Annotated in this window: 19 protein-coding genes; 12 read left to right on the top strand and 7 right to left on the bottom strand. The window is 64.8% G+C overall.

The genetic code is table 11. From position 1 onward, the window contains the following. Positions 1–22 precede the first annotated feature (22 nt). Positions 23–631: a Holliday junction branch migration protein RuvA gene (gene ruvA, locus WFP36_RS08985; RefSeq protein ID WP_336979803.1), complete on the bottom strand. Its 609-nt coding sequence runs from the start codon at positions 629–631 to the stop codon at positions 23–25. A gap of 111 nt (positions 632–742) precedes the next feature. On the opposite strand from ruvA, the gene aroC reads away from it, so the two are divergent. The 7 genes from aroC to WFP36_RS08950 all read left to right on the top strand — a co-directional run bounded on the left by aroC (position 743) and on the right by WFP36_RS08950 (position 8,443). Further along, positions 743–1,807 (top strand): chorismate synthase, encoded by a 1,065-nt coding sequence (aroC, locus tag WFP36_RS08980; protein WP_336979801.1) that lies wholly within the window; start codon positions 743–745, stop codon positions 1,805–1,807. A gap of 162 nt (positions 1,808–1,969) precedes the next feature. Continuing rightward, positions 1,970–2,536: an alkyl hydroperoxide reductase subunit C gene (ahpC, locus tag WFP36_RS08975; RefSeq protein ID WP_054531017.1), complete on the top strand. Its 567-nt coding sequence runs from the start codon at positions 1,970–1,972 to the stop codon at positions 2,534–2,536. A gap of 107 nt (positions 2,537–2,643) precedes the next feature. Continuing rightward, positions 2,644–4,233: an alkyl hydroperoxide reductase subunit F gene (ahpF, locus tag WFP36_RS08970; RefSeq protein WP_336979797.1), complete on the top strand. Its 1,590-nt coding sequence runs from the start codon at positions 2,644–2,646 to the stop codon at positions 4,231–4,233. Between the two features lie 254 nt (positions 4,234–4,487). Continuing rightward, positions 4,488–6,287, top strand: a complete 1,800-nt coding sequence (locus WFP36_RS08965; RefSeq protein ID WP_336979795.1) for a DEAD/DEAH box helicase — start codon at positions 4,488–4,490, stop codon at positions 6,285–6,287. A 265-nt stretch (positions 6,288–6,552) separates the two neighbouring features. Next, positions 6,553–7,101: a cytochrome b gene (locus tag WFP36_RS08960; protein WP_336979793.1), complete on the top strand. Its 549-nt coding sequence runs from the start codon at positions 6,553–6,555 to the stop codon at positions 7,099–7,101. After that, positions 7,101–7,691 (top strand): hypothetical protein, encoded by a 591-nt coding sequence (locus tag WFP36_RS08955; protein ID WP_336979791.1) that lies wholly within the window; start codon positions 7,101–7,103, stop codon positions 7,689–7,691. The genes WFP36_RS08960 and WFP36_RS08955 overlap by 1 nt, the downstream gene beginning before the upstream one ends. Next, positions 7,688–8,443: a cytochrome c3 family protein gene (locus tag WFP36_RS08950; protein ID WP_336979789.1), complete on the top strand. Its 756-nt coding sequence runs from the start codon at positions 7,688–7,690 to the stop codon at positions 8,441–8,443. Before WFP36_RS08955 ends, WFP36_RS08950 begins: the two co-directional genes overlap by 4 nt. Positions 8,444–8,483: 40 nt before the next feature. Here WFP36_RS08950 and WFP36_RS08945 read toward each other — a convergent pair whose 3' ends face one another. From WFP36_RS08945 to WFP36_RS08935, 3 genes are read right to left on the bottom strand one after another with little or no spacing between them, the layout of a single operon-like run. Further along, entirely contained in the window at positions 8,484–9,077 is a 594-nt protein-coding gene (locus WFP36_RS08945) for a Smr/MutS family protein (protein WP_336979788.1), read from the bottom strand. A 10-nt stretch (positions 9,078–9,087) separates the two neighbouring features. Continuing rightward, the gene (mltA, locus tag WFP36_RS08940; RefSeq protein WP_336979787.1) at positions 9,088–10,302 is read right to left on the bottom strand and encodes a murein transglycosylase A; all 1,215 of its coding nucleotides are present in this window, start codon (positions 10,300–10,302) and stop codon (positions 9,088–9,090) included. An 8-nt stretch (positions 10,303–10,310) separates the two neighbouring features. After that, complete coding sequence (locus WFP36_RS08935; RefSeq protein WP_336979785.1) at positions 10,311–10,976, bottom strand: Tim44/TimA family putative adaptor protein; 666 nt, start codon at positions 10,974–10,976, stop codon at positions 10,311–10,313. Positions 10,977–11,248: 272 nt separating this feature from the next. Between WFP36_RS08935 and secB the strand changes: the two genes are divergently transcribed. The 4 genes from secB to WFP36_RS08915 all read left to right on the top strand — a co-directional run bounded on the left by secB (position 11,249) and on the right by WFP36_RS08915 (position 15,510). Next, the gene (gene secB, locus WFP36_RS08930; protein ID WP_336979784.1) at positions 11,249–11,764 is read left to right on the top strand and encodes a protein-export chaperone SecB; all 516 of its coding nucleotides are present in this window, start codon (positions 11,249–11,251) and stop codon (positions 11,762–11,764) included. Positions 11,765–11,801: 37 nt separating this feature from the next. Then, complete coding sequence (murJ, locus tag WFP36_RS08925; RefSeq protein WP_336979782.1) at positions 11,802–13,406, top strand: murein biosynthesis integral membrane protein MurJ; 1,605 nt, start codon at positions 11,802–11,804, stop codon at positions 13,404–13,406. Positions 13,407–13,639: 233 nt separating this feature from the next. Continuing rightward, entirely contained in the window at positions 13,640–14,662 is a 1,023-nt protein-coding gene (gene trpS, locus WFP36_RS08920; protein WP_336979780.1) for a tryptophan--tRNA ligase, read from the top strand. Positions 14,663–14,841: 179 nt separating this feature from the next. Beyond that, complete coding sequence (locus WFP36_RS08915; protein ID WP_419716625.1) at positions 14,842–15,510, top strand: DUF4136 domain-containing protein; 669 nt, start codon at positions 14,842–14,844, stop codon at positions 15,508–15,510. Positions 15,511–15,615: 105 nt separating this feature from the next. Here WFP36_RS08915 and WFP36_RS08910 read toward each other — a convergent pair whose 3' ends face one another. From WFP36_RS08910 to WFP36_RS08900, 3 genes are all read right to left on the bottom strand, one after another. Beyond that, positions 15,616–15,924 carry a PilZ domain-containing protein gene (locus WFP36_RS08910; RefSeq protein ID WP_054531028.1) on the bottom strand — a complete coding sequence of 103 codons (309 nt, stop codon included), beginning with the start codon at positions 15,922–15,924 and terminating at the stop codon, positions 15,616–15,618. Positions 15,925–16,096: 172 nt separating this feature from the next. Then, complete coding sequence (gene dut / locus WFP36_RS08905) at positions 16,097–16,564, bottom strand: dUTP diphosphatase (protein WP_336979778.1); 468 nt, start codon at positions 16,562–16,564, stop codon at positions 16,097–16,099. After that, positions 16,551–18,281 carry a bifunctional phosphopantothenoylcysteine decarboxylase/phosphopantothenate synthase gene (locus WFP36_RS08900; protein ID WP_336979776.1) on the bottom strand — a complete coding sequence of 577 codons (1,731 nt, stop codon included), beginning with the start codon at positions 18,279–18,281 and terminating at the stop codon, positions 16,551–16,553. The genes dut and WFP36_RS08900 overlap by 14 nt, the downstream gene beginning before the upstream one ends. A 153-nt stretch (positions 18,282–18,434) precedes the next feature. Here WFP36_RS08900 and WFP36_RS08895 point away from each other — a divergent pair, with 153 nt between their 5' ends. Continuing rightward, a complete protein-coding gene (locus WFP36_RS08895) occupies positions 18,435–18,833 on the top strand; it encodes a DUF4345 family protein (RefSeq protein ID WP_336979774.1) in 399 nt (132 codons plus the stop codon).

The following is an 18,833-nucleotide window of genomic DNA, read 5'->3' as shown; positions in this document are numbered from 1 at the left end:
TGACGGATGAGGATGGCCTCCATCACCCCGCCGCCCTCTTCAACGCGACCCGCACCAGATCGTTCAGCCCCGCATCCTCGCCCAACTCGCCTTGCGCATGGGCAACCGCGCTGGCCGCCACGGCAGGCTTGAAACCGAGGTTCTGCAGGGCCGAAACCGCGTCCGCGCTCACCGAGCCTGCCGGAGCCGCAACCACACCCAGCGTGACGCCGCCCGAGCCGCCGGGCATCCCGCCCGCCTTGTCTTTCAATTCGTTGACGATGCGGCCTGCCAGCTTCGGCCCGACGCCATTGGCCCGTGCGACCTGGGCGGCGTCGCCATTGGCGCAGGCGTTGCGCAGTTCATCGATCGAGAGCGCAGACAGGATCGCCAGTGCCACCTTGCTGCCCACGCCCTGCACCAGGGTCAGCAGCCGGAACCAGTCCCGCTCCGCACTGGTGGCGAAGCCGAGCAGGCGCATGTCATTCTCGCTCACCTGCAGATCGGTGAAGACCGTGACACCCTCGCCCTTCTCCCCCAAGGCGCTCAGCGTCTTGGCCGAGCAATGGACGAGATAGCCCACGCCCTGAACGTCGATTATCGCCCAGTCGGTTCCGGTTTCGTCCAGTAGGCCGCGTAGCTTCGCAATCATGTTTTGTTCCTGCCTGAAACCAAGGCACATGGCTAGTGCCGGTGCCGGCTTATCGTCCTCGCATTTGCGGGGTGTGGACATGTTGGAAATTTCCGACAATAGCCCCATGCCATGAGCTTCAACACTTTCGGCCGCGTATTCCGCTTCACCACCTGGGGGGAAAGCCATGGCCCCGCTCTGGGCGCCGTGGTTGACGGCTGCCCTCCGGGGCTGGCGCTGGACGAAGCGTGGATTCAGCCCTTCCTCGATGCGCGCAAGCCGGGCACGTCCAAGTTCACCACCCAGCGGCGCGAGGCCGACGAGGTCAAGATCCTGTCCGGCGTGTTCGAGGGCAAGACCACCGGCACGCCCATTTCGCTGATGATCGAGAATACCGATCAGCGATCCAAGGACTATTCGGAAGTCGCCAAGGCATACCGCCCGGGACACGCCGATTATGCCTATGACGCGAAATACGGCTTCCGCGACTATCGCGGCGGCGGCCGTTCCAGCGCGCGCGAAACCGCCGCGCGGGTGGCCGCTGGCGCCGTGGCGCGGCTGGCGATCCCGGAAGTGACGATCCTGGCCTATGTCAGCGAAATCGGCGGGGACCGGATCGAGAGCTTCGATGCGGGCGAAATCCGCAACAACCCCTTCTTCTGCCCCGATCCCGCCGCCGCCGCGCGCTGGGAAAAGCTGGTGGACGATGCGCGGCTTGCCGGATCGTCGCTCGGCGCGGTGGTGGAATGCGTGGCCACGGGCGTTCCCGCAGGCTGGGGCGCGCCGCTCTATGGCAAGCTGGATGCAGACCTTGCCGCTGCGATGATGGGCATCAATGCGGTGAAGGGCGTTGAAATCGGCGAAGGCTTCAACGCGGCGCGCCTGCGCGGCGAGGAAAATGCCGATCCCATGCGCCCCGGTGCCCAAGGCTCCCCGGAATTCGACGCAAACCATGCAGGCGGCATCGCAGGCGGCATTTCAACCGGCCAGCCGGTGGTGGTACGCGTGGCCTTCAAGCCCACCAGCTCGATCCTGATCCCCCAGCCGACAATCACGCGCGATGGGGAAGCAACGCAGTTGGCCACCAAGGGCCGCCACGATCCTTGTGTAGGCATTCGCGGCGTGCCGGTGGTGGAAGCGATGATGGCGCTGGTTCTGGCGGACCACAAGCTGCTGCACCGCGCGCAGGTGGGGTGATCCGGAGGGCAGGCACAGCCTCGCCCTCTTATCAATGATTCCGATCAATCTTTTGTGATTGATTTATTCTATCAAACCAATCGGACTCTTTTGTTTGGCAGATGAGGTGCGCGCCCCTATCTCGGCGTCACTGAGTTTCATCCTGACAAACGGAGCACATCGATGGGTATTATCGGCAGCGAAATCAAGCCGTTCAACGCCACTGCCTTCCAGGCCGGCAAGGACTTTTTCCAGGTCACCGACGCCGACGTGAAGGGCAAGTGGTCGGTGTTCTTCTTCTACCCGGCGGACTTCACCTTCGTGTGCCCGACCGAGCTGGAAGACATGGCCGACCAGTATGACGAGCTCTCCAAGCTCGGCGTCGAAGTCTATGCCGTCTCCACCGACACGCATTTCAGCCACAAGGCCTGGCATGACAGCTCGCCGGCCATCAGCAAGATCAAGTTCCCGATGCTGGGCGACCAGCTGCACACGATCTCGAAGAACTTCGGCGTTCTTCGCGAAGAACAGGGCCTTGCCGATCGCGGCACCTTCGTGGTCGATCCCGATGGCGTGATCCAGGTGATGGAAGTGACCTGCGAAGGCGTGGGCCGCAACGCTGTCGAACTCGTTCGCAAGATCAAGGCCGCGCAGTATGTCCGCTCGCACCCCGGCCAGGTCTGCCCGGCTAAGTGGGAAGAAGGCAGCGAGACGCTGGCTCCCTCGCTCGACCTCGTCGGCAAGATCTAACACCCTCGAGCCCGTGTAAACGGGGCGCATGAGCGGCTCGGGGCGTTCCCTCCGCCCCGGGCCGCTTTTGTTTTCAAGAGACCCGAATTCCCAAAGGAACCCAACTCATGCTCGACGCCAATCTGACGCAGCAGCTCAAGACCTACCTTGCGAATCTGCGCGAGCCGATCGAGCTCGTCGCCTCGCTTGGCGACGATGCGAAATCGGCCCAGACCCGCGAATTGCTGAACGAGATCGCCGCCCTGTCCGACAAGGTGAGCGCCAGCTTCGACGGCAGCGATGCCCGCAAGCCCAGCTTCGCCATCGTCCGCGCTTCCGATCCCAGCCGCCAGGTGCGCTTTGCCGGCCTGCCCATGGGCCACGAATTCACCTCGCTGGTGCTGGCCCTGCTGTGGGCCGGCGGCCACCCGCCCAAGGTGGAGCAGGACGTGCTCGACCAGATCGCGGCGCTGGACGGCGATTATGATTTCGAGATGTATTTCTCGCTTTCCTGCCACAATTGCCCCGACGTGGTGCAGGCGCTGACGCTGATGGCGCTGACCAATCCGCGCGTGAAGGCGACGCTGATCGAAGGCGGCACCTTCCAGGCCGAAGTGGACGCGCGCAACGTGCTGGCCGTGCCCGCGACCTTCCTGAATGGCGAGATGTTCGCCAGCGGCAAGATGGGCGTGGAGGAAATCATCGCCAAGCTCGACAGCAATGCCGATGCGAAGGCTGCGGCCAAGATTGCCGACAAGAAGCCGTTCGAAGTGCTGGTGGTGGGCGGCGGCCCGGCCGGTGCCTCGGCAGCGATCTACACCGCGCGCAAGGGTTTCAGCACCGGCATCGCGGCGGAACGCTTCGGCGGGCAGGTGCTCGACACGATGGGGATCGAGAACTTCATTTCCGTGCCCTACACCGAAGGGCCGAAGCTGGGCGCCGCGCTGGAGGCTCACGTCAAGGAATACGATATCGACGTTATGAACCTGCAGCTGGCCGAAAAGCTGATCCCGGCCAAGGTGCCCGGTGGCTATCACGAAGTAATGCTGAAGAACGGCGCTTCGCTCAAGGCCCGTGCGGTGGTGCTCACCACCGGGGCGCGGTGGCGCAATCTGGGCGTTCCGGGCGAGTTCGAATATCGCAACCGGGGCGTGGCCTATTGCCCGCATTGCGACGGCCCGCTGTTCAAGGGCAAGCGCGTGGCAGTGATCGGCGGCGGCAATTCCGGCGTCGAGGCGGCGATCGACCTGGCCAATATCGTGGGCCATGTCACGCTGATCGAATTCGACAGCCAGCTGCGTGCCGACCAGGTGCTGCAGGACAAGCTGCGTTCGATGCCCAACGTCACCATCCACACGTCGGCCCAGACCACCGAAGTGACGGGCGATGGCGAACGAGTGAACGGGCTTGTCTACAAGGACCGCGAGAGCGGCGAGGAAAAGAAGGTCGAGCTGGAAGGCGTGTTCGTCCAGATCGGGCTGGTGCCCAACAGCGAATGGCTGAAGGATTCGGGCGTCGAGCTTTCCCCGCGCGGTGAAATCGTGATCGACGACAAGGCGGCCACCAACCTGCCCGGCATCTTCGCCGCAGGCGATGTGACCACCGTGCCGTACAAGCAGATCATCATCTCGATGGGCGAAGGCGCCAAGGCGGCACTCAGCGCCTTCGACTACATCATCCGCAATGCTCCGGCGGAAGAGGTGGCCGAAGCGGCCTGAACCCTCGAGCGATGATACGCAAGGCGGGCGGGAATCGAAAGATTCCCGCCCGTTTCCTTTCAAGCATTGGCGCTATCAAAAACAATTGAAGCCAAACGCGGTGCAAGTCTGTATGGGGCCCGCGAAGCTGCCGACATTGAGGGCTGGCTGGGCGGACTTTGTCCATGGGGGCCCGGGCCGGCGTATGGCCGCCACCAAATCTTTAGAAACGCCCAGCATCGTGCCAATGCGCGATGCCAATCATTGTGAGTTCCATGAGTTTTTCCAATCTCCCGCCGATCCTTGGCGAAGCCCTTGCCGAACGCGGCTATGCCCAGCCCACGCCCGTCCAGGCTGCTGTTCTTGAACCAGAGGCGCTGGGCCGCGATCTGGTGGTTTCCGCCCAGACCGGCTCGGGCAAGACTGTCGCCTTCGGCCTCGCCATGGCGGGCGAGCTGCTGAACGAGAGCGGCACTGCCGCCGGCTTCGGCCTGCCCAAGGCGCTGGTGATCGCCCCCACGCGCGAACTGGCCCTGCAGGTCAGCCGCGAGCTGGCATGGCTCTATGGCAAGGCCGGCGCACGCATCGCCACCTGCGTTGGCGGCATGAACCCCTCGCAGGAACGCCGCGCCCTGCAGGCTGGCGCCACTATCGTCGTCGGCACGCCGGGCCGCCTGCGCGATCATCTGGAACGCGGGGCGCTCGACCTGTCGGAACTGGCCGCCATCGTGCTCGACGAGGCGGACGAGATGCTCGACATGGGCTTCCGCGAGGATCTGGAAGAGATTCTCGACGCCACGCCTGAAACGCGCCGCACGCTCCTCTTCTCCGCGACCATGCCGCGCCCGATCGAGGCCATGGCCCGCCGTTACCAGCGCGACGCGCTGCGCATCTCCACGGTCGGCAATGAGCGCGGCCATGGCGATATCGCCTATCAGGCCGTCACCGTTTCCCCGTCCGAGATCGAGAACGCGGTGGTCAACCTGCTGCGCTTCCACGAAGCGGAGACGGCGATCCTGTTCTGCGCCACGCGCGACAATGTGCGCCACTTGCACGCCACCCTGCAGGAACGCGGCTTTGCCGTGGTCGCCCTATCGGGCGAGCATTCGCAGTCCGAGCGCAACCAAGCGCTGCAGGCCCTGCGTGACCGGCGCGCGCGCGTCTGCGTGGCGACCGACGTGGCCGCGCGCGGGATCGACCTCCCCTCGCTCAGCCTCGTGGTCCATGTCGAGATTCCGCGCGATGCGGAAACCCTTCAGCACCGTTCCGGCCGCACGGGCCGGGCGGGCAAGAAGGGCACGGCCGTGCTCATCGTGCCCTTCCCGCGCCGCCGCCGGGTGGAATCCATGCTCCACCATGCGCGCATCAATGCCGAGTGGATCGACGCGCCCAGCCCGGATGACATCCGCGCGCAGGACCGTACCCGCCTGCTCGCCGCCCTGCTCGCCCCGGTCGAACTGGACGAGACCGACCGCGAACTGGCCGAAGCCCTGCTGGCCGAGCGCAGCGCGGCGGATATCGCCGCCATGCTGGTGCGCGCCCATCGCGCCGCCTTGCCTGAGCCGGAAGAGCTGATCGAGAACACGCCCGAGGCTCGCCGCGCCGCCCAGAAGGAAAAGCACCGCCCCGGCTTCGACGATGCGGTATGGTTCCGCATGAATATCGGCCGCCGCCACAACGCCGATCCCCGTTGGATTCTGCCCCTGCTTTGCCGCCGCGGGCACATCACCCGCAACGAGATCGGCGCGATCCGCATTGCCCCGAACGAGACCCATTTCCAGGTCCCCCGCGCCGTGGCCGCGAAGTTCAGTTCCGCGCTGCAACGCACCGCTGGCAGCGAGGCCGACGAGGAAGGCGTGCTGATCGAACAGTCGAACGAGGCACCGCGCGACGCCGCCCGCCGCAACCGGGACCATGGTCGCGATCAGGGCCGCGACAACGCCGCCGGCGCGCATGTCCGCCCCCGGCACCCGCACAAGGGCCACGCCCCCCGGCAGGACCGAGAAGGCGGCGGCAAGTCCGCTCCGTGGAAAGGCAAGAAAAAGCCCTTCAACGCGCATCGCAAGGACAAGTAAGCCAAGACGCTAACGATAGGACGGGCGGGAAGCGATCTTCCCGCCCGTTTTGTTTGGGCATGTCGGGATTGAGCCCGCATGCAGCTTTGCGGCCTGCCACACAGAATTCATGCTGCAGCGGCAACGGCTTTACAGTTTGCCAACCCATGACAGATAACACGGCCCTGCCTCCCACAGCGTCGCGCAATCTTTCGGGAGGCTTGATGCAAAACAATGCATTCCGTGTTGCCCACGCCCAGAATTCGCCGCGAATGAAAGGCCCGCAATGAATTCGACCGAACAACCCCAGCGGTTCTCGCCCGTTTCGATCGCCCTCCATTGGATCATGGTGGTGCTGATCGCAGTAGTCTATGCCTGCATCTTGCTCCGGGAAAACTACCCGAGGGGGAGCGACCTGCGCGAAGGCCTGAAAGAATGGCACTTCATGCTGGGCCTGTGCGTCCTTATTCTGGTGATCGTGCGCATGGTGGTGACCCGGATGGGCCAGAAGCCGGCGATCACGCCCGAACCGCCCGCCTGGCAGGTGCTGCTGGCCAAGGTCACTCATTTCGCGCTCTATGTGTTCATGCTCGCGATGCCTGTTCTGGGCTGGCTGGCCCTGAGCGCTTCGGGCAAGGCAGTCCCCTTCTTCGGGCTGGAATTTCCCGCCCTCGTCGGACCGAGCGAGAGCCTGGCCGAGCAGGTGGAGGAAATACACGAGACCATCGGCACGGTCGGATATTTCCTGATCGGCCTGCATGCCGTGGCCGCGCTGTTCCATCACTATGTCGTCAGGGACGATACGTTGAAGAGAATGTTGCCGGGTCGGCACTGATGCCCTCGGGCAGATATCAAAGCCTGATGGGCCGCGATGTCCTGCCATTCTATGCGGCCCTGCTCGCCCTGGCAGGCGCGGCCCTGCTGCTCGATGCCTTGCTTCACTTGGCCGATGCCGTGTGGATCGGGCGCTATCTGGGCATCCCGGGAACGATCCTGATCCTGCTTTCGGGCAGATATTCCCTGCGCAAGCACAAGATCATATCCTGGGGAAAGCCGCCCAAGCTGCTGAAGGAGCATCAGGTGCTGGCATGGCTGGGATCGCTGCTGGTGCTCGTCCATGCCGGCATTCATTTCAATGCCTGGCTCGGCTGGCTGGCCGTAGCGGCGATGGTCATCAACGTGGCCAGTGGGCTCACCGGCAGATATCTGCTTGGCCGCGCGCAGAAGCGCCTCGCCAACCGGCGACGGGCGCTGACCGATGCAGGCCTGTCTGCTGACGAGATCGCCGAGCGCATCCATTTCGACAGCAGGACAATGGATCTCATCAAGCAGTGGCGAGTGATCCATGTTCCGATCACTCTGGCCTTTGCCGGGCTGGCACTGGCGCACATCATCGCCATCTTTCTGTTCTGGAACTGGAGATGACAAATCCCGGCCGCCCTGCAGGACGCATCCTGCTTGCGGGAATAGCCGCCGCACTTGCGGTGCTGCTCGTTCTGCTGTTCGTCTATCCCCACCAGATGATCGCGCCCGGCCCGCTCATGCCGGCCCATGCGGAGTTGGAGCAGAATTGCTTTGCCTGCCATGCGCCCCTGCGCGGCGCTTCGGCGGACCGGTGCGTCACCTGCCACGTCCCTGCCGAGATCGGCGTCAGGACGACCAAGGGCCAACCGATTCGCCACGAGACCCCGAAGGTCGCGTTCCATGCGCAATTGCAGGATGCCAATTGCATGGCATGTCACACGGATCATGCGGCTGCGCTGCTGACGCAAAGCAAACCCCAGGCCTTCGCGCATGACCTACTCAAACCCGCCGTTGCGGAACAATGCGCGTCATGTCACGCAAAGCCGACGGACGGCCTGCACCAGAGCTTCACCAGCGGGTGCGCGCAATGCCACACGACAAAGGGCTGGGCCCCGGCCAGCTTCGCCCATGATCGCTATTTCAAACTGGATGCCCATCACAACGTCGCCTGCACGACCTGCCACATCGGCAACCAGTTCAATCGCTACACCTGCTACGGCTGTCACGAACACCAACCGGAGCGGATGATTGCCGAACATGCCGAAGAAGGCATCCGCAACATCGAGAATTGCGCGCGCTGCCATCGCAGTGCCCAAGGCAAACCGGAAGGTGAGAGAGAGGGCGAACGAGAGGGCGGAGATCGCGAGGATTAGCCAAGGCGGATATCCCGCAATGCGCTTCAGACGGATACCTTCAGCGCCCGCGCCTGAGCACGATATAGACCGCCCCGTCCCCGCCATGGCGCCTGTGTGCGGCGCGCACGGCCGCGATGTCCGCGCCATGCGGCCCGGCGGCGAGCCAGTCGAGGATCTTGGCACGGATGGCCCCGCGCCGCTCGCCCCGGTCGGCATGTTCCACCGGACGGTGCTTGCCGGTAACGACCAGTACCAGCCGTGCGCCCATGGCCTTTGCCTGCGAGAGGCCCCGGTCGAGGCGGACATGCGCCTCGTCCAGCGTGTGGCCGTGCAGGTCGAGCGTGAAATCGGGATCGATCCGCGCGCCCTTCAGCTTGCGCTCCCAGCTTGAATCGAGGCCGTGACGATCGTGCAGCGTCTGGCGCGGCGCCGGAGCAGCCTTGGGCGGCAATGGCGGGGGAACGCGGCCCTTGATCGCCTTGGGCTGCGGTCTGGGAGGCTGCCGAACGACTGCCGATAGTGCCGCTTCGCCAGTCTGCGACTGGTCCCCCTGCCCAGTGCGGAGCGGTTTGGGGTGAAGCGGCTTAACGGTGCTGGCCACACGCTGCCACAGGGTCTTTTCCTCGGGCGAAAGCCCGCGCGGCGTGCGCATGGCCGCCTGCCTATTCCGCGCCCAGGCGGCGCAAGGTGCCCTTGGGCAACAACAGCACGGCCTGCCCGCGAGTGGACATGCCGCCCGCCACCTGCCGCGCTTCCTCGCCCGCACCCCAGAAAGTATCGAAGCGATTGGCGCCCTTGATCGCGCCGCCGGTATCCTGTGCGATCCACAGCCCGCTGGCGAGCGGGTTGTCGACATCGAGGAACACAGGCGCGCCCAGCGGCACGAATTTGGGATCGGCCGCAACGGAGCTTTGCGGGCGCACCGGCACGCTCAAAGCGCCGATGGGGCCATCTCCGGTCAGTTCGCGGAAGAACACCCAGCTCTTGTTCTCGCGCATCAGGGCGCGGCCATCTTCAGGATGTTCACGCAAATATTGCATGATACCCTGCATAGATCCGGAATATTGTCCCGGCCCGCTGCCGATCAGCCCGCGTTCGCGCATCAGCGAGCCTATGCCCGCATATTCGCGCCCGTTCTGCCCGGCATAGCCGATCCGCGTCACCGTGCCGTCAGGCCCGCGCAAGCGGCCGGAGCCCTGGATCTGCAGGAAGAAGAATTCCACCGGATCGGCTGCCCAGGCGATTTCCAGCCCCTTGCCCGCCAGAGCGCCCTGTTCGATCTCCGCCCGTTCGTAATAGGGGACGAAGCGGCCCTGTTCGTCGAAACGGCCGAGCGGCGGCTGGCCGGTGCGTTCGGCCGCAGGCAGGTCGTCATACCAGCCGCGCGTCAGGTCTGGCGGCAGGGCATAGACGGGCACGTCATAGCCGGACTGGCGCGTGCGCACCCCGGCGATTTCCGGCTCGTAATAGCCGGTGGCGAAGGCCTTCCCATCGCCCACCACGGCGGTTTCGAAATAGGTGGCGAAGAAACGGGCCGCATCGTTGCGGTCCCACCCGGTCGCGGCCTGGCAGGCGGGGCGCCAGTCATCCTTGCGGGTCAGCCCGCTGGCATCCTCGCGCGCGGTCAGGCGCGGGCAGCTTTCCACGAAAGAGGCCAGCGCATCGCCCGCATCGTAGCGCGCAAGGTTGAGCGCGCCCACGCCCTTGCCCGGTGCGAGCCCCGCGACGAGCGCGGTGGCAGGGGTGGGCGTTGGCACGGGAATCGGCCGGGGCGCAGGCGTTGTGCCCGGCCCTGCCACTTGTGGGATGATTTGCCCGCAGGCCGAGAGCAAGGCCAGCGCGGCGAGCGATCCGAGCCCGCGCATGCTTACGGCCATGGGAACCCTCAGCCTTCGTCGGTTTCGTCGAGCAGCCAGTCCGGCGCAGGGGAAGTCACGTCACGCATGAAGGTCCACACGTCGCGGCTTTCCACCGCATCGTGCAGCGAACCGGCGACGACGTTACCGTCCTTGTCGCGCGTAACCGCGGCGATATCGGCCGCAAAGCCCACCACTATGCGAGCCATGCGCCCGTCGAGCGACGCAGAGCGGATTTCCACTTCCTCGATCCGGACCAGCCGGTTGTCGAGCGTTTCGCCCGCAGCTTCGCGCGCATCGATGGCGGCGCCGAACTGCTCATACACGTCGGAATCGCACAGGCTGCGCAGGGTTTCCCTGTCACCGCGCCAGAAGGCTTCGAGGATCATGCCATAGGCCATCTTCGCCCCTTCGAGGAACGAAGGCAGGTCGAACTGGCGATCCGCCGCCACGATAGCGCGCAGGCCCTGATCGAGCGCGGGCGGATAAAGGCCGAATTCGCGCTGGCGCACGGGCTGCTGGGCAGGCTGGGCGGCCGGCGGCGAACGGCGCGGCAGGCCCTTCTGCCCTTCCGGCTGGTCGAACCGCGTGGGCACGGGTTCTTCCTCATGCTCCGCCCGGCGGCCGAGCACGGAATAGAGCCTCAGGCCCAGAAAGGCGGCGATCGCGGCCAGAATGACAATTTCGTAAATCATGAATCTCGGGCTCGAAACCGGTGTAACAAGGGCGGCACGCTTACGCAGCACCGCAATTCTGCAATCCTGCCTGAAATAGGTACATATTACAAATGAACAACAGGTGGACCGAAATTGCCGTCTCCCGCCTGTGGCAGCAATGAGACTCCGCCCATTCCGCCACGCAGCCACCGCGCGGGCGTTGCGAGGCGGCATTCCAGGTGCTAACCGCGCGGCCGGGCACCGCCATCGCGCGGTGGAACTGAGCGGATTCCTTAAAGAAAGCGAAGATCATGGCCGATGAAGGCGACGTGCTGACCAACCTCGACTCCAATGCCGGTGCCAATGGCGCGGACACTCAGCCCGTGGCCGGGCTGCTGTCGCAATATGTGAAGGACCTCTCGGTCGAAAATCCGCGCGCGCCGGATAGCTTCCAGTGGACCGAACAGCCCGAGCTGGACGTGCAGTTCAACATCGGCACCCGCCAGGTGAATCCCGAAGTGCACGAGATCGAACTGAAGATCGGCGCCACGGCCAAGACCTCGCAGGGCGTCAGCTATGTGGTGGAACTGGCCTATTGCGGCCTGATCGGCCTGCGCAACATGCCGGAAGACCAGGCGCACGCCTTCCTCTATGCCGAAGGCCCGCGCATCCTGTTCCCCTTCGCGCGCCGCGTGCTGGCCGATGCCACCCGCGATGCGGGCTTTGCCCCGCTGCTGCTCGATCCGATCGACTTCCACGGCCTCTACGCGCAGCAGCTGCAGCAGCGGCTCGACCAGGGCCAGGATGCGGCCACCGGCAACGCCTGACGGCAGGCGGGCAGCTTAGGCAGGCAGGGCGCAGGCGATGAGCCTCGTTCGCAATGTCGGCACGATCGGCGGACTGACCGCCGTCAGCCGCATATTCGGCTTCATGCGCGACATGCTGCTGGCCCGCGTCCTTGGCGCAGGGCTGGCAGCGGACGCGTTCCAGCTGGCCTTCACCCTGCCCAACACCTTCCGGCGGCTGTTTGCCGAAGGCGCCTTCTCGGTCGCCTTCGTGCCGCTCTATTCGCGCGCGCTGCACGGCGCGGGCGGCGTTCCGGGGAGCGAGGAAGCGGCGGAAAAATTCGCCGACGACGTGCTCTCCGTCTTCGTCTGGGTACTGGTCGCGTTCAGCGCGCTGGCCATGGTCGCCATGCCGGGCATCGTGTGGCTTCTCGCCAGCGAGTTCCAGAGCGTGCCGGGCAAATATGAGCTGGCCGTCACGCTCAGCCGGATCACCTTCCCCTATCTGGGCCTCATCAGCCTGGTCGCCATGCTGTCGGGCCTGCTCAATGCACGCGCGAAATTCGCGCCGGGCGCGGCGGCGCCGGTGCTGCTGAACATCGCCCTGATCTCCTCGCTGGGTGTCGGCTGGTATCTGCGCGAACGGGGCGGAACGGACATCACCGTGGCCACCGCGCTGGCTGTCGGCGTTTCCGTCGCGGGCCTGCTGCAACTGCTCTATCTCGCCTGGGAAACACGCCGGGCGGGCGTGCGGCTGAAAGTCACCTTTCCGAAGATCACGCCCGAAGTGAAACGGCTGGGCGCGCTGATCCTGCCTGCCACATTCGGCGCGGGCATCTACCAGATCAGCCAGTTCGTCGACACATTCTTCGCCACCAGCCTGCAACAGGGATCGCTGACCCTGCTCAAGCTGGCGGACCGGCTGAACCAGATGCCGCTGGGGATCGTGGGCATTGCGCTGGGCACGGCGATCCTGCCCATGCTCTCGCGCCATATCCACGAAGACAATGCGAGCGAGGCGCAGCGCCTGCAGGCCAATGCCTTCGAGATGGGCACTCTCCTCACCCTGCCCGCCGCCGCCGCACTGGCAGTATGCGCCCCGGCCTTCGTCACGGCCTTCTTCGTGGGCGGCAAGTTCACCCCGGCGGACGGGGCGATCATGGCGAATATCGTGGTGGCGCTGGTGGCGGGCCTGCCCGCCTATGTGGTGGTGAAAATTCTCAATCCCGGCTTCTTCGCGCGCGAGGATACACGCACACCGGTGCTCTCCGCGCTGGTCTCGCTGATGTTCAACATCGCAGTGAACCTCTACGTGGTGCAGCGCTTCGGCATTGTCGGGCTGGCGGCTGCCACGGCGGCTTCGGCCACGCTCAACTGCGTGATCCTCTACACCATCCTCCACCGTCGCGGCTGGTTCCACTTCACCGGCAGGCTGGCCGGGCGGATCGCACGCCAGATCGCCGCGACAGGCGCAATGGCGGCCGCGCTCTATACGGTCATGCCGCTGATGACGGAGCGTTATGCGGGCAATGCGTTCGAACGCGCATGGTCGCTTGCCGCGCTGGTGGGCCTCGGCATGGCGGTGTTCTTCACCGTGGCTTACGTTGTCGGCGCACTCGACAAGGACCTCCTGCGGCAGTTGCGCCGCCGCCGTCCGGGCAAGAGCGCGCTCGATACGGACTGACAGATCCGCGAAGATCGCGGGCTTTCCCAATGCGCAAAGTGTGATATGCGCCCGCCCCATGGAACGAATCCCATCCTGCTCTTGCATCATGGCCCGTATCGGCCGGGGGGCACCAGAGGAGTCCGGGCGATGGCGTGAGGCAGCATCGCGCGCCGCGCACTGATTTCTCATGCCTGTCGTCCGCATTCTGCAGACGGCATCACCGAAGTTCGTTTTTCGAAAGTTCCAAAGCAATGCGTATCGTATCCGGCATCCAGCCCACCGGGCAGCTTCACCTCGGCAATTATCTGGGCGCCATCCGCAACTGGGTGCGCATGCAGGACGAGATGGAGGAAGGCAGCGAATGCCTGTTCTTCCTGGCCGACCTGCACGCCATTTCCATGCCGCACAGCCCGAAAGAGCTGCATTCCGCCACGCTGGAAATGGTCGCCGCGCTGACCGCCTGCGGGATCGATCCCGATCGTTCCGTCCTGTTCAATCAGGCCCAGGTGCCCGCCCATTCCGAGCTGCAATGGCTGCTGAACGGTACCGCCCGCATGGGCTGGTTGAACCGCATGACGCAGTTCAAGGACAAGTCCGGCAAGAACCGCGAAGGCGCCAGCATCGCCCTGTTCACCTATCCGGTGCTGCAGGCGGCCGACGTGCTGCTCTATCAGGCGACTCACGTGCCCGTGGGCGAAGACCAGAAGCAGCATCTGGAACTGGCGCGCGACATCGCCCAGAAGTTCAACAACGACTTCGCAAGTGAGGACAAGCCCGTCTTCACCCTGCCCGATCCGATCATCCCGCCCGACGCGGCCCGGATCATGAGCCTGCGCGACGGCACGTCGAAGATGAGCAAGTCCGACCCGTCGGACATGAGCCGCATCAACCTGACCGACGATGCCGACACGATCATGCAGAAGGTGAAGAAGGCCAAGACCGATCCCGAACCGCTGCCTTCCGAGGTTGCAGGGCTGGAAGGCCGCCCCGAAGCCGCCAATCTGGTGGGTATCTATGCCACCATGGCGAATACTTCTCCCGAAGCGGTGCTGGCCGATTTCGCGGGCAAGGGCTTCGGCGCCTTCAAGCCTGCACTGGGCGATCTGCTGGTGGAGACACTGGGACAGATCACCAGCCGTTTCGTGGAACTGAAGCAGGATCGCGAGGCGCTGGACGCAATCCTGGCCAAGGGCGCGCTCAAGGCGCGCGACATTGCCGGGCCGACTCTGGATGCCGCCTATGACGCGCTGGGGCTGGTGCGCAGCCACCACTGATCCCGCCACGCGGCCAAGGCCATAAACGCAGGCCCGCCTCTCCCGATGGAGCGGCGGGCCTGTTTGCATTCAACCGCTATTAAGCCGCTCAAAGGCAAGGTAGTGTCAGCAAAGCAGTCTATCTGCCCGGCAAGGAAAGGGCGCCCTCCAATTGCCGGTCACGCCTTGAGAGACCTGACATGACTATGCAGAACAATTCGATCGGTCGCGCGATCAAGCTGCTTGTGGTTCCTATGTTGCTGGCGGCGCTTGCTGCCTGCTCTTCGGGCTTCAAGGCCGATGTTTCGCGCTTCCAGAGCCAGCTGCCCGCGCCGCAGGGCCAGACCTTCGCCGTGGTGGCGGAAGATCCCAAGCTCGCCGGCGGGCTGGAGTTCTCGCAATATGCCCATCTGGTGGAAGGCCAGATGCAGAAGCTGGGTTACGAACTGGCCTCGCCCAACAACGCCTCGCTGCTCGTGCGCTTCGACTATGGCGTCGACACGGGGCGGGAAAAGGTGACCGGCAGCAGCTTCAGCCGCGATCCGTTCTGGAGCCCCTGGTACGGCTATCGCGGCTATTACGGCCGTTCCGCCTATTACCGCAGCCGCATGTGGGGCTTCGGCTGGTACGATCCCTTCTTCGACGATCGCTCGGTGGACAGCTACACCGTCTATACCAGCGGTATCGAACTCAAGATCGATCGCGCAGCCGATGGCCAGCGCCTGTTCGAAGGCAAGGCACAGGCCGTCTCGGCCTCCAACCGCCTGCAATATCTGGTGCCCAATCTGGTGGAAGCCATGTTCACGGACTTCCCCGGCAATTCGGGCGAGACAGTGCGGATCACCATCGCACCCGAAAAGAAGAAGTAAGTCCCCGGCCCTCTTCCCGAGGCTGACGGACAGAAGAAAGGCGGGCCCCGCGGGGTCCGCCTTTTTTGTGCCGCGCCTTTTTCGTGCCCGAGCGGGAAACGCGCCTCAGCCGTTCCGGCGCGGGAGGAGCGACTGGCGCAGCCGCGCCAGGATCGGTTCGTACAGCAGCTGCTCGAACATCAGCCCGGCGCGATCGTCTTCCACCCACACCACGGTGGCAGGCTGGTAGCTGAGCCCTTCGAGCTTGATGAGCACCCGGTCATCCGTGCGGATCGACCATGCGCGACGGTCGATCATGCAACCGATGGGGGAGATGTCGAGCACAGGTAATTCCAGCACCCCGCCACCGCGAGTGCGGCATTGGGCGATAAGCTGCCTTGCCTCGTTCGGAGCGTCGATGGACACGCTGGCCATATGGTTTTTCCCTGCAGCGCTGAGGGAAAGCGGCTCGAATCCGCGCCCTTGCAGCGCCAAGGATTAATGATGAATATTGATCAGCAAACGGCTTAGAGGTCTGGTCAATTTGGGGTGAATGTGCAGTTTACCCGGCAGTAACCAAAACTCTGCACCGCGTTCACCCGCACATTCAGGCCTTGAGCGAGACGACCCCGCCGGTCGATCCGAAGCCGCCCGCGCCGCGTTCCGTATCGTCCAGCTCGGCCACTTCGGCCCAGCTGGCCCGCGTCACCGGCGCCAGAACCAGCTGCGCGATCCGGTCGCCACGGTGGATCGCAAAAGGCTCGCTGCCGAAATTGATCATGATGACCTTCAACTCGCCGCGATAATCGGAATCGATCGTGCCCGGCGTATTGGGCACGCTGACCCCATGCTTGAGCGCAAGGCCCGAGCGGGGGCGCACCTGGATCTCGTAGCCATCTGGAATCGCCACGGCGAGGCCAGTGGCGACGGGATGGCGCATGCCCGGTTCCAGCACCACATCCTCGGCCGAGAGAACGTCCATCCCGGCAGCACCGGGAGTGGCATATTTCGGAAGCTCCAGACCCTCGCCATGCGGCAGGCGCTTGACCTGAACCGCAACGTCATTCGAGGGCATCGGCAATCCTTTCCATCAACTTCAGGGCAACGTCTTCCTTTGGCATTGCCGGCCAGTCCTCGACAGACTTGGCCGTGACGATATGCACAGTGTTCTGTTCGCCGCCCATCGCATCGCCGGTCACGTCGTTGGCCACGATCCAGTCCGCCCCCTTGGACTTGCGCTTCTTCTTGGCATTCTCGATCAGATTGTCGGTTTCCGCCGCGAAGCCCACCAGCAGCTTGGGCCGCTTGGTTCCCGCCGCCACGGTGGCGAGAATGTCGGGATTTTCGGTCAGCAACAGGGCCGGCGGCGCATTGGCGCGCTTCTTGATCTTGGCGTCGGCAAATTCCTTGGTCCGCCAGTCGGCCACGGCAGCGACCATCACCGCCACATCGGCAGGCAGGGCGCGCTTCACCGCATCGGCCATTTCCAGCGCGGATTCCACGTCGATCCGCTCGACGCCCGGAGGAGTCTTGAGGTGGACCGGGCCTGTCACCAGCGTCACTCGCGCACCAAGGGCGGCGGCGGCACCGGCGATGGCGAAGCCCTGCTTACCGGACGAGCGATTGGCGATGTAGCGCACCGGATCGATCGGCTCATGCGTGGGCCCGGCCGTCACCAGCACATGCTTGCCGTAAAGCGGGCGATGTTCGGGCGCGATCTCGAAGCCGGGCTGGCCTTCCAGCGGATCTTCCAGCACCGCGCCCATATGCGGCATGGCATGTTCGGGCACGACCGGTTCGGGCGCCGCCGCACCGGAGCCGGTGTGAACGAGATGATTGATCGCCTCGACATCGGTCGGCGGGGCGGAGCGGGCCGCGCCCTTCTTGGCGAAGAGCGGGCTCGTCAGGTCCGGCACCGCATCGATCGGCTCTTCTTCCGCAACCGGCTCGGGCTCCATCCCGGGTACGGGATAGGCCTTGGACAAGGCATCCTCGAACGGGGCCTGCGTCGGCACGAAATCGGGCGGAAGAGCAGGAAGGTCGCCATATTCGACCTCTTCCTCGCGAATGCGGCGCGGCGTGGTGCGATGGATGAGCGAGGCGAACAATCCGCTGAGGCCGCCCTTGCCAGAGGAGGCTTCCTCCTCTTCGGGTTCCCAGCTCTCCTCCGGCTCGTCCTCGGGCTCCAGCGCCTCGAGATAATCCGCGATCTCGCGATGCCCTGCCCCGCCAGCACCGAGCATGCCCGGATCGACGCCCAGCATCTCGGCGATTTCCAGCCAGACCATTTCCGGTTCGGGCAAACGGCCAGGGCCGAATTCGCCGCAGGCCATCGGGCCTTCATCGGGCTGCATCACCCGCACGCCTGCTTGCCGCAGCCAGGCGACATTGCGCTGGGTCGCCTCATGCTCCCACATCCGCACATTCATCGCAGGAACCGCCAGAACCGGCTTGTCAGTGGCGAGAATCAGCGTGGTACCCAGATCGTCGGCAATGCCCGCGGCCATCTTGGCCAGCAGGTCTGCCGTGGCCGGGCAAACCACCACCAGATCGGCCGCGCGGCTGAGCTGGATATGGCCCATCTCCGCCTCGTCCGTCAGGTCCCACAGCGAAGTATGAACCTTGTTCTCGCTCAGCGCCGCGAGCGACATGGGCGTGACGAATTGCGAGCCGCCTTCGGTCAGCACGCAGGTGACATCGCCGCCACCCTTGCGGATCAGGCGGACAAGTTCGCACGACTTGTAGGCAGCGATACCGCCACCTACGACCAGCAGGATGCGTGGTCCCGTCATATGTGCAGCCTGCACCTCCCCGGCCATGAGATTCATCGCGATAACCTAGCGCCGCCGTTAACCTAACGCCAGCCATGCGCCCCTTGTGGTTAAGTTTTGCCTAGCGCCACCGATCCGGGCATATCCGGATGCAGAGACGGAGGAGAAACATAAATGCGCCTGATCCTCACTGCCCTGCTGTTCGTCGGCGGGCTGTTTTTCATCATCAACGGCCTGAGCTTCCTGGCCATGCCGCAATCCTCGGTCGGAAGCTTCGGACTGGACGCCGCCGGCACGGCTGGCTGGTCCACCGTCCGCGCGGACATGACCGCCTTCTTCGTGGTCGGCGGCGTCTGCATGGTGTGGGGCGCATGGAAGCGCGCGGGCGACATGCTGCTGGTGCCCGCGGCACTGTTCGGGATCGCCTTTATCGGGCGGCTGGTGAGCCTGTTCGCGGACGGCAGCTATGAAGGTGCGGCCATGCCGATGGCCATCGAGGCGGCCGTGGTGCTGGTTTCCATCCTGGGCAACCGCATGCTGCCGCATCACAAGGTCGAAGAACTGACCAGCTGA

This window comes from Fulverythrobacter fulvus, assembly GCF_037154085.1.
Taxonomy (GTDB): Bacteria; Pseudomonadota; Alphaproteobacteria; order Sphingomonadales; family Sphingomonadaceae; genus Andeanibacterium; species Andeanibacterium fulvum.
The sequence above is the reverse complement of the archived record's forward strand: the minus strand, read 5'-3'. Positions and strand labels throughout refer to the sequence as shown.

Bases quoted from the DNA above. Each gene is read 5' to 3' on its own strand.
- WFP36_RS08935 (WP_336979785.1), bottom strand. From the start codon at position 10,976: ATGATTTACGAAATTGTCATTCTGGCCGCGATCGCCGCCTTTCTGGGC.
- WFP36_RS08955 (WP_336979791.1), top strand. From the start codon at position 7,101: ATGCCCTCGGGCAGATATCAAAGCCTGATGGGCCGCGATGTCCTGCCA.
- WFP36_RS08950 (WP_336979789.1), top strand. From the start codon at position 7,688: ATGACAAATCCCGGCCGCCCTGCAGGACGCATCCTGCTTGCGGGAATA.
- murJ (WP_336979782.1), top strand. From the start codon at position 11,802: ATGAGCCTCGTTCGCAATGTCGGCACGATCGGCGGACTGACCGCCGTC.
- ruvA (WP_336979803.1), bottom strand. From the start codon at position 631: ATGATTGCGAAGCTACGCGGCCTACTGGACGAAACCGGAACCGACTGG.
- WFP36_RS08910 (WP_054531028.1), bottom strand. From the start codon at position 15,924: ATGGCCAGCGTGTCCATCGACGCTCCGAACGAGGCAAGGCAGCTTATC.
- secB (WP_336979784.1), top strand. From the start codon at position 11,249: ATGGCCGATGAAGGCGACGTGCTGACCAACCTCGACTCCAATGCCGGT.
- WFP36_RS08900 (WP_336979776.1), bottom strand. From the start codon at position 18,281: ATGACGGGACCACGCATCCTGCTGGTCGTAGGTGGCGGTATCGCTGCC.
- aroC (WP_336979801.1), top strand. From the start codon at position 743: ATGAGCTTCAACACTTTCGGCCGCGTATTCCGCTTCACCACCTGGGGG.
- dut (WP_336979778.1), bottom strand. From the start codon at position 16,564: ATGCCCTCGAATGACGTTGCGGTTCAGGTCAAGCGCCTGCCGCATGGC.
- WFP36_RS08965 (WP_336979795.1), top strand. From the start codon at position 4,488: ATGAGTTTTTCCAATCTCCCGCCGATCCTTGGCGAAGCCCTTGCCGAA.
- WFP36_RS08960 (WP_336979793.1), top strand. From the start codon at position 6,553: ATGAATTCGACCGAACAACCCCAGCGGTTCTCGCCCGTTTCGATCGCC.
- trpS (WP_336979780.1), top strand. From the start codon at position 13,640: ATGCGTATCGTATCCGGCATCCAGCCCACCGGGCAGCTTCACCTCGGC.
- WFP36_RS08945 (WP_336979788.1), bottom strand. From the start codon at position 9,077: ATGCGCACGCCGCGCGGGCTTTCGCCCGAGGAAAAGACCCTGTGGCAG.
- mltA (WP_336979787.1), bottom strand. From the start codon at position 10,302: ATGGCCGTAAGCATGCGCGGGCTCGGATCGCTCGCCGCGCTGGCCTTG.
- ahpC (WP_054531017.1), top strand. From the start codon at position 1,970: ATGGGTATTATCGGCAGCGAAATCAAGCCGTTCAACGCCACTGCCTTC.
- ahpF (WP_336979797.1), top strand. From the start codon at position 2,644: ATGCTCGACGCCAATCTGACGCAGCAGCTCAAGACCTACCTTGCGAAT.
- WFP36_RS08915 (WP_419716625.1), top strand. From the start codon at position 14,842: ATGACTATGCAGAACAATTCGATCGGTCGCGCGATCAAGCTGCTTGTG.
- WFP36_RS08895 (WP_336979774.1), top strand. From the start codon at position 18,435: ATGCGCCTGATCCTCACTGCCCTGCTGTTCGTCGGCGGGCTGTTTTTC.